At 68.2% G+C, this 12,686-nt stretch carries 14 protein-coding genes; 7 read left to right on the plus strand and 7 right to left on the minus strand.

Annotated features, from left to right (window positions below):
* Nucleotide 1: 1 nt before the first annotated feature.
* The 3 genes from pyrC to ruvX all read right to left on the minus strand — a co-directional run bounded on the left by pyrC (nucleotide 2) and on the right by ruvX (nucleotide 3,021).
* Nucleotides 2-1,306 (minus strand): dihydroorotase, encoded by a 1,305-nt coding sequence (gene pyrC / locus BR39_RS0122100; RefSeq protein ID WP_029916241.1) that lies wholly within the window; start codon nucleotides 1,304-1,306, stop codon nucleotides 2-4.
* Nucleotides 1,307-1,460: 154 nt separating this feature from the next.
* Nucleotides 1,461-2,462, minus strand: coding sequence for an aspartate carbamoyltransferase catalytic subunit (locus tag BR39_RS0122105; RefSeq protein ID WP_029916244.1), 1,002 nt, complete (start codon nucleotides 2,460-2,462; stop codon nucleotides 1,461-1,463).
* Between the two features lie 73 nt (nucleotides 2,463-2,535).
* A complete protein-coding gene (gene ruvX / locus BR39_RS0122110; RefSeq protein WP_029916246.1) occupies nucleotides 2,536-3,021 on the minus strand; it encodes a Holliday junction resolvase RuvX in 486 nt (161 codons plus the stop codon).
* 115 nt (nucleotides 3,022-3,136) lie between these two features.
* On the opposite strand from ruvX, the gene gatC reads away from it, so the two are divergent.
* Both gatC and gatA read left to right on the plus strand, forming a co-directional pair.
* Complete coding sequence (gatC, locus tag BR39_RS0122115; protein ID WP_029916248.1) at nucleotides 3,137-3,424, plus strand: Asp-tRNA(Asn)/Glu-tRNA(Gln) amidotransferase subunit GatC; 288 nt, start codon at nucleotides 3,137-3,139, stop codon at nucleotides 3,422-3,424.
* Nucleotides 3,424-4,896: an Asp-tRNA(Asn)/Glu-tRNA(Gln) amidotransferase subunit GatA gene (gene gatA / locus BR39_RS0122120; RefSeq protein WP_029916250.1), complete on the plus strand. Its 1,473-nt coding sequence runs from the start codon at nucleotides 3,424-3,426 to the stop codon at nucleotides 4,894-4,896. The genes gatC and gatA overlap by 1 nt, the downstream gene beginning before the upstream one ends.
* A 77-nt stretch (nucleotides 4,897-4,973) precedes the next feature.
* Here gatA and BR39_RS0122125 read toward each other — a convergent pair whose 3' ends face one another.
* Nucleotides 4,974-5,561 carry a hypothetical protein gene (locus BR39_RS0122125; protein WP_029916252.1) on the minus strand — a complete coding sequence of 196 codons (588 nt, stop codon included), beginning with the start codon at nucleotides 5,559-5,561 and terminating at the stop codon, nucleotides 4,974-4,976.
* Between the two features lie 242 nt (nucleotides 5,562-5,803).
* Between BR39_RS0122125 and BR39_RS26270 the strand changes: the two genes are divergently transcribed.
* On the plus strand, nucleotides 5,804-6,166 hold the full coding sequence (locus BR39_RS26270) for an endonuclease domain-containing protein (RefSeq protein WP_231499541.1): 363 nt from the start codon (nucleotides 5,804-5,806) through the stop codon (nucleotides 6,164-6,166).
* Nucleotides 6,167-6,195: 29 nt separating this feature from the next.
* The gene (gene gatB, locus BR39_RS0122135; protein ID WP_029916256.1) at nucleotides 6,196-7,695 is read left to right on the plus strand and encodes an Asp-tRNA(Asn)/Glu-tRNA(Gln) amidotransferase subunit GatB; all 1,500 of its coding nucleotides are present in this window, start codon (nucleotides 6,196-6,198) and stop codon (nucleotides 7,693-7,695) included.
* A gap of 74 nt (nucleotides 7,696-7,769) precedes the next feature.
* Here the strand turns inward: gatB and BR39_RS0122140 are convergent, their stop codons facing one another.
* Together BR39_RS0122140 and BR39_RS0122145 are read right to left on the minus strand one after the other, a co-directional pair.
* Nucleotides 7,770-8,135: a hypothetical protein gene (locus tag BR39_RS0122140; protein ID WP_029916258.1), complete on the minus strand. Its 366-nt coding sequence runs from the start codon at nucleotides 8,133-8,135 to the stop codon at nucleotides 7,770-7,772.
* A 179-nt stretch (nucleotides 8,136-8,314) separates the two neighbouring features.
* Nucleotides 8,315-8,845: an RcnB family protein gene (locus BR39_RS0122145; protein WP_029916267.1), complete on the minus strand. Its 531-nt coding sequence runs from the start codon at nucleotides 8,843-8,845 to the stop codon at nucleotides 8,315-8,317.
* 203 nt (nucleotides 8,846-9,048) lie between these two features.
* Here BR39_RS0122145 and BR39_RS0122150 point away from each other — a divergent pair, with 203 nt between their 5' ends.
* Nucleotides 9,049-9,774 (plus strand): glutathione S-transferase N-terminal domain-containing protein, encoded by a 726-nt coding sequence (locus BR39_RS0122150; protein ID WP_029916269.1) that lies wholly within the window; start codon nucleotides 9,049-9,051, stop codon nucleotides 9,772-9,774.
* A 194-nt stretch (nucleotides 9,775-9,968) separates the two neighbouring features.
* Nucleotides 9,969-10,247, plus strand: coding sequence for a sel1 repeat family protein (locus BR39_RS0122155; RefSeq protein ID WP_029916271.1), 279 nt, complete (start codon nucleotides 9,969-9,971; stop codon nucleotides 10,245-10,247).
* A 47-nt stretch (nucleotides 10,248-10,294) separates the two neighbouring features.
* On the opposite strand, the gene BR39_RS0122160 is transcribed toward BR39_RS0122155, so the two are convergent.
* A complete protein-coding gene (locus BR39_RS0122160) occupies nucleotides 10,295-11,026 on the minus strand; it encodes a polysaccharide biosynthesis/export family protein (protein WP_029916272.1) in 732 nt (243 codons plus the stop codon).
* 84 nt (nucleotides 11,027-11,110) lie between these two features.
* Between BR39_RS0122160 and BR39_RS0122165 the strand changes: the two genes are divergently transcribed.
* Nucleotides 11,111-12,610 (plus strand): GumC family protein, encoded by a 1,500-nt coding sequence (locus tag BR39_RS0122165; protein ID WP_029916274.1) that lies wholly within the window; start codon nucleotides 11,111-11,113, stop codon nucleotides 12,608-12,610.
* Nucleotides 12,611-12,686: the final 76 nt, after the last annotated feature.

Genomic DNA, 12,686 nt, shown 5'->3' on the forward strand with positions numbered 1-12,686 from the left:
GCTACCCCTCCGCCCGATGCACCACGCGGCCGTCGACGATCGTCATCAGCACCTGGCCCTGCAGCCTCCGCCCGTCGAACGGCGAGTTCTTGGACTTCGACAGCAGCTTGCCGGCGTCGATGATCAGCGGGGCGTCCAGGTCGCACAGCACCAGGTCGGCCGGGGCGCCGGGGGCGATGCGGCCCGACTGCAGGCCGATCAGGCCGGCCGGGGCCAGGGTGACGGTGCGGATCAGGTCGACCAGCGGCAGGCGCTCGTCGTGATAGAGGCTCAGCAGGGCCGGCAGCAGGGTCTCCAGGCCCACGGCGCCGGGGGCGGCCTCGTCATAGGGCAGGCGCTTGTCCTCGGCCGGGGCCGGGGCGTGGGCGCTGACGACGATGTCAATCAGACCGCTAGCCAGCGCCTCGATCAGCGCCTGGCGGTCGTCCTCGCCGCGCAGGGGCGGGGTGACCTTGGCGAAGCTGCGGTAGTCGCCGATGTCCAGTTCGTTGAACGACAGGTGGTTGATCGACACGCTGGCGTGGACCCTCAGGCCCTTCTGCTTGGCGCGGGCCAGGGTCTCCAGGGCCTGGGCGCTGGTGACCTGGTCGACCAGCAGGCGGCCGCCGGTGGCCTCCAGCAGGGCGACGTCGCGCTCCAGCATGATCCGCTCGGCCATCGGCGAGATCGAGGGCAGGCCCATGCGGCCGGCGAACTCGCCGCCGGTCGCCGCGCCGCCCTTGGCCAGCCAGGGGTCCATCGGCCGGTGGGCCAGCAGGGTGTCGAAGCCCTTGGCGTAGGTCAGGATGCGCTGCATGACCTTGCTGTCGACGATCGGCTTGTCGGCGTCGGTCACATAGACGCAGCCGGCCTCGCGCATCAGGCCAATCTCGGCCATCTGCTCGCCCTTCAGCCCCTTGGTCGCGGCCCCGGCGCACAGGATGCGGGCGGCGTCGATGTCGCGCGAGCGGCGCAGGATGAAGTCGACCACGCTGGGGTCGTCCACGGCCGGGTCGGTGTCGGGCTGGACGACGAAGCTGGTCACCCCGCCGGCCGCCGCGGCCTTGGCGGCGCTGGCCAGGGTCTCCTTGGTCTCGGCGCCGGGCTCGCCGGTCTTGACCCGCAGGTCGATCAGGCCGGGGGCCAGCATGGCCCCGCCGCAGTCGACGACGCGGACGTCCTTGGAAAGCTTGCCGAACTCGCGGCCCTTGGCGACGTCGGAGATCACGCCCTCGGAGACGATGACGCCGCCGGGGCCGTCATAGCCGCTCTCGGGATCGACCAGGCGGGCGTTGATCAGGGCGAGGGGAGGCGATGAACCGGTCATCAAAAACCTCCGCTCATCCCGGCGAATGCCGGGACCCAGATGGAATGGCTTTGAGGCGGGTTCCATGAACGCCGAGTTCTTCCAATCATCCCCTCGGCCTTGGGATCTGGGTCCCGGCATTCGCCGGGATGAGCGGAAAATAAAGGAAGGGATCTCACTTCCCATGCTCCTCAAGTCGATGCGCAAGGGAGGCCAGGACGGCCATGCGGGCGGCGACGCCCATCTCGACCTGGTCCTGGATCAGGCTGATCTCGGGATCGTCGGCGACGTCGGAGTCGATCTCGACGCCTCGGTTCATCGGGCCCGGGTGCATGACCTTGGCCTTGGGCGCGGCGCGGGCCAGCTTCTCGCGGTCCAGGCCGTAGAAGCGGAAGTACTCGCGGGTCGAGGGCACGAAGGCCCCCTGCATGCGCTCCAGCTGCAGGCGAAGCATCATCACCACGTCGGCCCCGGCGATGCCGGCCTTCATGTCGTGATGGACGGTCACGCCCCAGCGCTCGGCCTGGGCCGGCATCAGGGTGGGCGGGCCGACCAGGCGGACGCTGGCGCCCAGGGTGTGCAGCAGGGCCACGTTCGAGCGGGCCACGCGGCTGTGCAGCACGTCGCCGCAAATGGCCACCGTCAGGCCCGAGACCCGGCCGAAGGCGCGGCGGATCGACAGGGAGTCCAGCACCGCCTGGGTGGGGTGCTCGTGCTGGCCGTCGCCGGCGTTGATCACGCTGCCGCTGACCTTCTGGCTGAGCAGCGAGGCGGCGCCCGACGAGGCGTGGCGCACCACCAGCAGGTCGGGGCGCATGGCGTTCAGGGTGACGGCCGTGTCGATCAGGGTCTCGCCCTTGGTGATCGACGAGGTGCGCGGGCTCATGTTGACCACGTCGGCGCCCAGGCGCTTGCCGGCGATCTCGAACGAACTCTGGGTGCGGGTGCTGTTCTCGAAGAACAGGTTCATCAGCGTCCGCCCCTTGAGGATGTCGAGGGAGCGGGACGTCTGGCGATTGAAGTCGACGAAGGCGTCGGCCAGGTCCAGCAGGTCGGTCGCCTGCGGGGCGTTCAGGTCGCCGGCCGACAGGAAGTGGCGGCGGGGGAACGAGAAGATGCGCTGACGGATCGTCTCGATCGGATCGGCGGGCTCACGGGGCGGGGGTTTTGCCGTCATGAGTGCGCGTCATAGGCGGGTTTGGCGTCGCGGGGAAGGGCGGTGCGTGAAACCCTCTCCTCTGGGAGAGGGCTTAGGAAGACGCCTCGCGGATTCCCCGCATCCGCTCCAGCGCGCCCTGCAGGATCCAGCCGGCGGCCATCTTGTCGACGACCTCGCCGCGGCGCTTGCGGTTGACGTCGTGCTCGTCGATCAGCACGCGGGTCACCGCCGCCGTCGACAGGCGCTCGTCCCAGAAGGTGATCGGCAGGTCGGGGCGCAGGCGCAGCAGGTTGCGGCCCAGGGCGCGGTTCGACTGGCAGCGCACCCCCTCGGTGCCGTCCATGTTGATCGGCAGGCCGATGACGATCCCCGCCGCCTTGCGGCCGTCCATCAGCTTGAACAGGGTCTCGGCGTCCTGGGTGAACTTGGCCCGGGCGATGGTGGCCAGGGGGCTGGCGACGGTCAGGGTGACGTCGGACACGGCCACGCCGATGGTCTTCTCGCCAGGGTCCAGACCGACGATCGGCTTGTAGTCGGGGATGGCGGCGGCGAATTCGGCGATGTCGAGAACGGGCATTCGTCCTCATATCACGGGGAAGCGCTCCCCCGACAAGAGAACCGCGAACAAGGGAACGCTTGTCAAAGCGCCCCTCGCACGGCTAACCCACGCGCTTGGAATTCAGGAGGCCCCCATGGCCATTGACGCCGCCACCGTGCGGAAGGTCGCGCGGCTCGCGCGCATCGCCGAACCCGAAGAGCGCATCGAGGCCCTGGCCCAGGAGCTCAACGGCATCATGACGTGGATCGAGCAGCTGGCCGAGGTCGACACCGACGGCGTCGAGCCGCTGACCAGCGTCGTGCACGCCGGCCTGCCGCTGCGCGACGACGTGGTGACCATGGGCGGCGACGCCGAGGTGGTCACCTCCAACGCCCCCAAGTCGGTGGGCGGTTTCTTCGTGGTCCCCAAGGTGGTCGAATAATGAGCGCGCTGACCTCTCTCACCCTGAAGGGCGCGCTGGACGGCCTGGAAGCGGGCGAGTTCACCTCGGTCGAGCTGACCACGGCCCACATCGAGGCCGTCGAGGCCGCGCGCGGCCTGAACGCCTTCCTGTTCGAGACGCCCGAGCAGGCCCTGTCGATGGCCGCCGCCTCGGACGCCCGCAGAGCTCTTGGCGCGGGCCGTCCGCTGGACGGCATCCCGCTGGGCATCAAGGACCTGTTCTGCACCGAGGGCACGCCGACCACGGCCGCCTCGCGGATTCTCGAGCCGTTCGTGCCGGAATACGAGTCGACCGTCACCAGCCAGCTGTGGCGCGACGGCGCGGTGATGCTGGGCAAGCTGAACCTCGACGAGTTCGCCATGGGCTCGTCGAACGAGACCAGCGCCTACGGCCCCGTGGTCAATCCCTGGCGCAAGTCGGGCTCGAACCAGGCCCTGACCCCGGGCGGCAGCTCGGGCGGCAGCGCCGCGGCCGTGGCCGCCGACCTGTGCCTGGGCGCCACCGCCACCGACACCGGCGGTTCGATCCGCCAGCCCGCCTCGTTCACCGGCACCGTGGGCATCAAGCCGACCTACGGCCGCTGCTCGCGCTGGGGCACGGTGGCCTTCGCCAGCTCGCTGGACCAGGCCGGCCCGATCGCCAAGACCGTCGAGGACGCCGCGATCCTGCTGAGGTCGATGTCGGGCCATGACCCGAAGGACTCCACCAGCCTGGACGTCCCGGTTCCGGACTTCGCCGCCTTCGTCGGCAAGTCGGTCAAGGGCCTGCGGATCGGCGTTCCCAAGGAATACCGCGTCGACGGCATGCCGGCCGAGATCGAGAAGCTGTGGGCCGACGGGATCGAATGGCTGAAGGAGGCCGGCTGCGAGATCGTCGAGATCAGCCTGCCGCACACCAAGTACGCCCTGCCGGCCTACTACATCGTGGCCCCGGCCGAGGCCTCGTCGAACCTCGCCCGCTACGACGGCATGCGCTACGGCCTGCGGGCCGAGGGCGGCAACCTGACCGAGGTCTACGAGAACACCCGCGCCGCCGGCTTCGGCGACGAGGTCAAGCGCCGCATCCTGATCGGCACCTACGTGCTGTCGGCCGGCTATTACGACGCCTACTACCTGAAGGCCCTGAAGGTGCGCCGCCGCATCGCCGAGGACTTCGACAACGCCTGGCAGAAGGTCGACGCCATCCTGACCCCGACCGCCCCGTCGGCGGCGTTCGGCCTGGGCGAGAACAGCAACGACCCGATCGCCATGTACCTGAACGACGTGTTCACGGTGACGACGAACCTGGCGGGCCTGCCGGGACTGTCGCTGCCGGCCGGCCTCGACGCCAACGGCCTGCCGCTGGGGCTGCAGATCATCGGCAAGCCGCTGGACGAAGGCACGGTGTTCTCGGTGGCCGGGGCCATCGAGAAGGCCGCGGGCTTCAAGGCCAAGGCCGACAAGTGGTGGTGATCCGCCGCCGCTAGACGGAAACGAAAAAGGGCGGCTCCGCGAGGAGCCGCCCTTTGCTTTTGGGCCCTAGGCCGCCGCTACATCGGCGCGTCGGGCGTGGCCGGGGTCGTGGCCGGCGCAGGCGCCGGAGCCGCGACCACCGGGGCTGCCGGGGCCGCGATCACCGGCGTCGGCGCCGGCGCGGCGACCGGCGCGGGGACGGTCGCGCTGACGTTGGACGAGGCCGACTCGGCGTCGGGCGCGGTCGCCGGCGCCGCGCGGCGGGCCGGGGCGGCGGCGCGCTTGGCCGGGGCGGTCACGCGCGGCGGGGCGGTGGTCTCGGCGCGGGCGACCTGGGTCGGCGCGGCGGCCTTTGCCTCCACCGGAGCCGGGGTCGGCATCGGAGCCGGCGCCGCGGTGGTCGGCAGCGGCTGGGCCTCGGCCACCTTGGCGGGCGCCGCCTCGTCGGTGGTCGGGGTCTGGGCCGGGTTGCTCATCAGCCCCCAGGCCAGGCCGCCCGCGGCGATCGCCAGCACCGGCAGGCCGACGATCAGCGGCAGGTTCCGCGAAGACTTCTTCGTGGGCGTACGAGCATAGATAGGCGCGCTGGGAAACAGAGCCGAGGAGTCGGCGCTGGTCGCGGGCGCGACATAAGGTTCGCTGGCGTCGAGGTTCAGAACAGCCATGATTTCCTCCTGCGAGTTGTTCGCTTCGGGGGAGTCAACGGGAGGGTTTGTCACTGGTTCCGGTTGGCCAGGAATGACCTCGGTGTTGCCTAGAAGTGGTCATTTTTGAGGATTGCGCGAACGGCGGTCTCAGCGCCCAATTCCTGTCTGTCCCTCCCCTTGCGGGGAGGGTGGCCCGCGAAGCGGGTCGGGTGGGGGATCACGCCATGAGCGTTGGCCGAGCACGGGCGCTGCGGAAGGCGATGAGCGGACAGGCGGTTCGCTTGTGGGTGCGACTGCGCGCCCTGCGAACCGAAGGTTTCCACTTTCGACGACACGCGCCCTTGCTGGGCTACTATCCCGACTTCATCTGTCTGAGCCGAAGGCTGGTTGTCGAAATCGACGGGCCTCATCACGAGGAGCTGGAACAATTGAATCACGACGCTCGCCGTGACCAAGTTTTCCATCGCTCCGGCTTCCAAACCTTGCGCTTCACGACCCGTGCGGTGCATGAGGATATTGACGCGGTCATGGACGTGATTTGTCGCGCTTTGAACGCAGCGAGCCCCACCCGACCCCTTCGGGGCCACCCTCCCCACAAGGGGGAGGGAAGGGAACTAAGTTAGTGGCCGCCCACGCGGCCAGGAATTGAGACATGACCGAAACCGCCTCTTCCAAAGTGATCAAGGGTCGCACCGGCGACTGGGAAATCGTGCTGGGCCTCGAGGTCCACGCCCAGGTGGCCAGCGTGTCCAAGCTGTTCTCCGGCGCCGCCGTCGGCTTCGGCGCGGGGCCGAACCAGCAGGTCAGCCTGGTGGACGCGGCCATGCCCGGCATGCTGCCCGTGCTGAACCGCTTCTGCGTCGAGCAGGCGGTGAAGACGGGCCTGGGCCTGAAGGCGCAGATCAATCTGAAGAGCCGCTTCGACCGCAAGAACTACTTCTATCCCGACCTGCCGCAGGGCTATCAGATCAGCCAGTTCGACCAGCCGATCGTCGGCGAGGGCGTGGTGACCGTCGAGCGTGACGACGGCACGACCTTCGACGTGCGCATCGAGCGGCTGCACCTGGAGCAGGACGCCGGCAAGTCGCTGCACGACCAGGACCCGAACGCCACCTATGTCGACCTGAACCGCGCGGGCACGGCCCTGATGGAGATCGTCTCGCGGCCCGACATGCGCACGCCCGAAGAGGCCGCCGCCTACGTCAAGAAGCTGCGCACGATCCTCGTCTATCTGGGCACCTGCGACGGCGACATGGAGAAGGGCAACCTGCGCGCCGACGTCAACGTCTCGGTTTGCCGCCCCGGCGACTACGAGAAGTATCGGGCGACCGGCAGCTTCAGCCACCTGGGCACGCGCTGCGAGATCAAGAACGTCAATTCGTACCGCTACATCCAACAGGCCATCGAATACGAGGCCCGTCGCCAGATCGAGATCCTGGAGGACGGCGGCAAGATCGACCAGGAGACCCGCCTGTTCGACCCGAACAAGGGCGAGACCCGCTCGATGCGGAGCAAGGAAGAGGCGCACGACTACCGCTACTTCCCGGATCCCGACCTGCTGCCGCTGGTGCTGGACCCGGCCTGGGTGAAGTCGATCGAAGAGACCCTGCCGGAACTGCCGGACGCCAAGAAGGCGCGCCTGCAGAGCCAGTACGGCCTGTCGGCCTACGACGCCGGCGTGCTGATCATCGAGAGCGACCGCGCGGATTACTTCGAAGCCGCCGCCAAGGGCCGCGACGCCAAGCTGGTGTCCAACTGGGTGACCAACGAGCTGCTGTCCAAGCTGTCGGCCGGCGAACACGAGATCGCCGCCTCGCCGTTGCCGTCGTCGGACATCGCCCAACTGGTCGAGCTGATCGAGAACGGCACCATCAGCTCCAAGATCGCCAAGGAGGTCTTCGAGCATATGTGGGCCGGCGAGGGCCGTCCCGCCGAGATCGTCGAGAAGCGCGGCCTGGTCCAGATCAACGACACCGGCGCCATCGAAGCGGCGATCGATAAGCTGATCGCGGCCAATCCCGACAAGGCCGAGGCGGTGAAGGAAAAGCCGCAGGCCATCGGCTGGTTCGTCGGCCAGGTGATGAAGGAGACCGGCGGCAAGGCCAATCCGGCCACCGTCAACGAACTGCTGCGGAGCAAGCTGGGGCTGTAGCGCGCCGCGCCCGAACAAAAGAAAGGGCCCGCCGCTCGCGCGACGGGCCCTTTTTCATGGTTGGTTCGCCGACCCTACGGCTTGGGCGTGTCGGAGGCCGGGGCGTTGGCCGGGGCTTCGGCGCCGGCCGGCTTGTGGTGTTTCTTGGCCTTCTTCTCGGGCTTGGCGTCAGCGGACGGGGCCGCGTCGGTCGAGCTGTCGGGAGCAGTGGCCGAGCTGGGCGAGCCGCTGGCGGCGGCGCTGTCGGCGCTGGACGACGGCGGCGCGGCGGCCGGGTCCGTGCCGTAGGACGACGGCGACGTGGTGGACGAGGCGGGGGCGCTTTGCGTGGTCTGGGCCGTCGGATCGGTGGCCGGCGCCTGCTGGGCCAGGGCCGCCCCGGCGAAGCCGGCGAGGGTCATGGCGGCGACGGCGGCGGCGGGGATGCGGAGCTTGGTCATGGAAGCGTCTCGTTACAGTCGCGTCGGAAAGTGACACGGCCGGGACGCTGACCCGCGAATGCGGTGGGAATGGCCCGCCAATCGGGCGATCTCGCCGCATGCGCGGCGAGGATGCGGCGAATGGCGACGCTTACCGAGAGTTTCGGAAAGCGCCGCCAAGGCCGTCAGGTGGACATCGTCTAGTTGTTGATGATGTCGAAGATCAGTCCGGTGGCGATCGCCGCCAGGACGTAGTCGTTACCGGCCCGGTACCAGTAGTAGCCACGGGGCGGCGGACGCAGGTGGTAGTATCCGTAGTCGTGGACGATATAGGTGTTGCCGCGATAGTAGGGCGGCAGGTAACCGCCGCGGCGCCAGGCGGTGTAGCCGGGGCGATAGCCCGGCCGGCCGTAGTAATAGGCCGGCGGCGCGCCGTAGCTCCAGCGGTTGTTGTAGTAGTAGCCGTTGTGACGGCCGCCGTCCCAGCGGTTGTCGTGGCGATCCCAGCCGTTGTGGCGGCCGTTGTCGTGGCGATCCCAACCGCCTCGGTCGCGACCACCGCGGTCGTCATGGCGGCCGTAGTCGCCGCGACCGCCGCCATGGCGATCGCCTCGGCCGCCGCCGTCGTGGCCCCAGCGGCCGCGATCCTGGGCGGACGCGTCGCTCGCGGTGACAGCCATCGGTCCAGCAACGGCGGCCACGGCGGCGAGGGTGAGCAACAGGCGCTTCATATCCGACGTCTCCTTACTTCGGTCAGCGGTCCGACAACCGCCTAATCCCTCGACCTTGAATCCAGTTTCCGCCGCCTTGGCTGAACCTGATCTGAACGGCGCCGTCAGGCTGGAGCATGAACGGCCTTGGCGGGAGCGCGACGCGCGACCATGTTGGTGGTCAAACGAAACCATCCCTGAAACCGGTCTTGGGAAAAACGCCGATGAGCCGTCCGATCGCGCTGTACTACTGGCCCACGCCGAACGGCTGGAAGATCTCCATCGCCCTGGAGGAGATGGGCCTGCCCTACGAGATGATCCCGGTGAACATCGGGGCGGGCGAACAGTTCAAGCCGGACTTCCTGGCCATCAGCCCCAACAACCGCATGCCGGCCATCGTCGATCCCGACGGTCCCGACGGCCAGCCGATCTCGGTGTTCGAGTCCGGGGCCATCCTGCAGTACCTGGGCCGCAAGACGGGCCAGTTCTATGGAGCGAACGAGCGCGAGCGGGTCGAGATCGACCAGTGGGTGATGTGGCAGATGGGCGGCCTGGGGCCCATGGCCGGCCAGACCCACCATTTCCGCCAGTACGCCGCCGCCATTGTCAGCGACCAGCGGCAGATCGCCTACGGGGCCATCCGCTACACGAACGAGACCCACCGGCTGTACGGCGTGCTGAACAAGCAGCTGGCGGGGAAGGATTTCATCTGCGGCGAAGTGTCCATCGCCGACTTCGCCTGCTGGGGCTGGGTCGTGCCGTGGAAAAACCAGGGCATCAATCTGGAAGAATTCCCGCATCTGAAGGCCTGGTTCGAGCGCATGGCGGCCCGCGAGGCCGTCGATCGCGGCTTCAAGCTGGGGGCTGAACTGCGCCGCCAGGGCCTGCAAGCCCCCGGAAAAGCCCAGGAAGAGGCCCGAAAAGTGCTCTTTGGCCAGCGCGCCCGTTAACCTGGTGTATACGGCGGTTTACGCGCAGTAACACCTGTAACTGCGACGTAATGTCCGTGAATGGTTTATGTATTCGTGGCCTAGATTCATGATGTCGGCGGCTTTAACTATATGTTCAGCGCCGATGGACTTTTCTGTTCTCACAGCCAAGCGGAGCCAGAACGGCGACGGGGGCTGAGATGGGAATTGAAGCCATGATGATGAGTATCGAGCCGCCGGCCGCCATCCACGGGATCCCGCTGCCGACCGTCGACACCTCGGGCGACGAGCTGTTCCGCATGGGCCTGCTCTATTCGACCGGCCAAGGCGGCGCGCCGCTGGACTACGTGTCGGCCCACATGCTGTTCAACCTGGCCGCCATGCGCGGTTCGGTCGAGGCCAAGGTCTATCGCAAGGAAATCTCGCAGGAGATGGCCAGCGAGGACGTCGCCGAAGCCCAACGCCAGGCGCGCGAATGGCTGGCCCACGGCTGAGCTTGAAAGAGCTCAGTCGCGTTTTCTCTTGAGCGCGTGAAAGGCTTCTAGTTTCCGCTGAAGCCGTTGACCGCGTAGCTGAAGCTGATCGGCAGCAGGTCGCGGAAGTACTGCTGCATGAACAGGCCCGCTTCGGAGACCCCGCTGCGCGGCACATAGACCACGTCGAACCGGCGAAGCGGCACCAGGTCCGCGCGCCCGTTGGTCATCCCCGTCAGCAGGTCCGCCGTGCGCAGCATGGCCCGACCGTTGGGGCCGCGACGAATGATTACGACAGACGTCCGCTTGGCCGAGGTCTTGAACCCGCCGGCCTGGATGACGGCGCGCAGGGCGTCGCCGTCGCCGGCCATGTCGTAGACGCCCGGATTTCCCACTTCACCGCCCACGAACACCTTCAGCGGCGCCGTCGACTTGATCGACACCTGCACCTGCGGACGCAGCAGCTGGGTCGAATAGGCCTGGGTGAGCGAGGCCTGCAATTCCGCGATCGTGCGGTCGGCGGCCATCACCGGCTGGATCAGCGGCAAAGCGACGCGGCCGTCCGGTTGGACCACGACGGACTTGTTCAATTCGGTCGCCGAGGGCACGGTGATTTCGATCTCGTCGCCCGGATAGAACCGGTAGTCAGGCTCCTGATCCGACCAGTCGGCATAGCCGATATTGGAGAAAGTGGCCGTCGGACGGGCCGTGGGCGTGATCGGTTCGCGATCCACGTGACCGCAGGCCGAAACCGCGAAGGGCAGGGCGAAAGCCGCCGAAAGGATGGTGCGCCTGTGCATGCGGCAAGTCTTAACAGATATAGGTAACGAAGCCTTAAGGCGCGGGCGGCCAGGGTGCGGCTGGGGACAGTCAGTCGGATTCCTATGTCAACCACGAGCGCCTGGAGCAGCGTGCCGCACGACCCGCCGTCGCGTAGCGACTGGACGGCGCGTGCGCGCTATGCGCCGACGGATTTCGTGACCCTGCTGTGGCGCGAGCGCTGGCTGATGCTGGGCGTGTTCCTGGCCATTTTCCTGCTGGGCCTGGCCTTCGCCACCACCTTGAAGAAGACCTATACCGCCCAGTCCAGCCTGTTCGTCCGGCTGGGCCAGGAATATGTCTACGAGCCCCGGGCCGGGGACGCCGCGCGCGGCGCGGTGCCCGACGTCGACCAGGTCATCCAGTCGGAATCCGAGATCCTGGGCAGCGGCGAGCTGCGCGAGCGGGTGATCCGCAAGGTCGGCTTCGGCAAGGTGTTCCCGGGCAGCGCGACCAAGTACGCCGTCGCCTCGCCGGAGGGTAAGCGCAAGCTGATGGCCGAGGGCCGCGACAGCCTGGCCCGCAACCTGAAGATCGAGACCGCCCCGGACAACTCGATCATCCGCCTGGCCTATTCCAACGAGGACCCCGAGATCGCCGAGAAGGTGCTCAACACCCTGCTCGAGGAATATCTGATCTACCGCCGCAGCCTGCTGATCGGCGGCGGCGACAACGGGCTGGAGCGCCAGCGCGAGCTGTTCACCCAGAAGCTGGCCCAGACCGACGCGGCCTATCAGGCCTTCCTGTCGGGCAACGACATCGGCGACTTCACCGCCCAGAAGACCGCCCTGACCCAGCTGCAGGCCCAGGCCGAGTCCCAGAAGTACGCCACCGAGGCCCAGCTGCAGGACCGCATGGGCCGTCTGGCCGCCGTCCAGGCCGAGCTGGCCCGGACGCCGCAGGACACCGTGCTCTATCGCGACAGCGACATGTCGGCTCCGGCCAAGCTGGCCCAGCTGAAGCTGGACCGCGAAGGCCTGCTGGCCCGCTACCGCCCCGACGCCCAGCCGGTCCGCGACATCGAGGCGCAGATCGCCCAGTTGGAGCAGGGCGTGGCCTCGGGCCGGACCAGCGGCGACGGCGCGCGCCGCAGCGGGCCCAACCCGATCTGGCAGACCCTGCAGTCCACCCGCAACGACCTCACCGCCGAGGTCGCCGCCCTGCAGCAGTCGCTGGCCGCCTACACCCAGCAGACCCAGGACGTGAACCAGCGCCTGCTGCGCCTGGCAGAGCTGGAGCCGACCTTCAACCAGCTGTCGCGCGACCGCGACGTGCTGTCGACGAACGTCAAGGACTTCACGGTCAAGGAACAGCAGGACCAGGCCCAGCGCCAGATGTCGGCCCAGGGCAGCGACAACATCCGCATCGTCCAGCGCGCCGTGGCCCCCTCGACGGGCAAGAGCCTGAAGAAGCCGATCATCGTGCTGGCCTTCCTGTTCGCGGCCTTCACCGCCGCCTGTGCGGGCCTGGTGCGGATGCTGCTGCGTCCCGGCCTGCAGACCCCGGCCTCGGCCTCGCGCACCCTGGGTCTGCCGGTCCTGGCGACGGCCCACTACAAGCGCTGATCCCGAAAGGCCTGGGCGCTTTCGTCGCCTTTCGCGCGAGCGCGTTTGGTCGTTAAGGTAAACGGACTTCAACGCG

The organism is Caulobacter sp. UNC358MFTsu5.1, assembly GCF_000712075.1.
Taxonomy (GTDB): Bacteria; Pseudomonadota; Alphaproteobacteria; order Caulobacterales; family Caulobacteraceae; genus Caulobacter.

What these genes read in the sequence shown, in the direction of transcription:
- pyrC (WP_029916241.1), bottom strand. Translation starts at nt 1,306, where the DNA reads ATGACCGGTTCATCGCCTCCCCTCGCCCTGATCAACGCCCGCCTGGTC.
- BR39_RS0122105 (WP_029916244.1), bottom strand. Translation starts at nt 2,462, where the DNA reads ATGACGGCAAAACCCCCGCCCCGTGAGCCCGCCGATCCGATCGAGACG.
- ruvX (WP_029916246.1), bottom strand. Translation starts at nt 3,021, where the DNA reads ATGCCCGTTCTCGACATCGCCGAATTCGCCGCCGCCATCCCCGACTAC.
- gatC (WP_029916248.1), top strand. Translation starts at nt 3,137, where the DNA reads ATGGCCATTGACGCCGCCACCGTGCGGAAGGTCGCGCGGCTCGCGCGC.
- gatA (WP_029916250.1), top strand. Translation starts at nt 3,424, where the DNA reads ATGAGCGCGCTGACCTCTCTCACCCTGAAGGGCGCGCTGGACGGCCTG.
- BR39_RS0122125 (WP_029916252.1), bottom strand. Translation starts at nt 5,561, where the DNA reads ATGGCTGTTCTGAACCTCGACGCCAGCGAACCTTATGTCGCGCCCGCG.
- BR39_RS26270 (WP_231499541.1), top strand. Translation starts at nt 5,804, where the DNA reads ATGAGCGGACAGGCGGTTCGCTTGTGGGTGCGACTGCGCGCCCTGCGA.
- gatB (WP_029916256.1), top strand. Translation starts at nt 6,196, where the DNA reads ATGACCGAAACCGCCTCTTCCAAAGTGATCAAGGGTCGCACCGGCGAC.
- BR39_RS0122140 (WP_029916258.1), bottom strand. Translation starts at nt 8,135, where the DNA reads ATGACCAAGCTCCGCATCCCCGCCGCCGCCGTCGCCGCCATGACCCTC.
- BR39_RS0122145 (WP_029916267.1), bottom strand. Translation starts at nt 8,845, where the DNA reads ATGAAGCGCCTGTTGCTCACCCTCGCCGCCGTGGCCGCCGTTGCTGGA.
- BR39_RS0122150 (WP_029916269.1), top strand. Translation starts at nt 9,049, where the DNA reads ATGAGCCGTCCGATCGCGCTGTACTACTGGCCCACGCCGAACGGCTGG.
- BR39_RS0122155 (WP_029916271.1), top strand. Translation starts at nt 9,969, where the DNA reads ATGATGATGAGTATCGAGCCGCCGGCCGCCATCCACGGGATCCCGCTG.
- BR39_RS0122160 (WP_029916272.1), bottom strand. Translation starts at nt 11,026, where the DNA reads ATGCACAGGCGCACCATCCTTTCGGCGGCTTTCGCCCTGCCCTTCGCG.
- BR39_RS0122165 (WP_029916274.1), top strand. Translation starts at nt 11,111, where the DNA reads ATGTCAACCACGAGCGCCTGGAGCAGCGTGCCGCACGACCCGCCGTCG.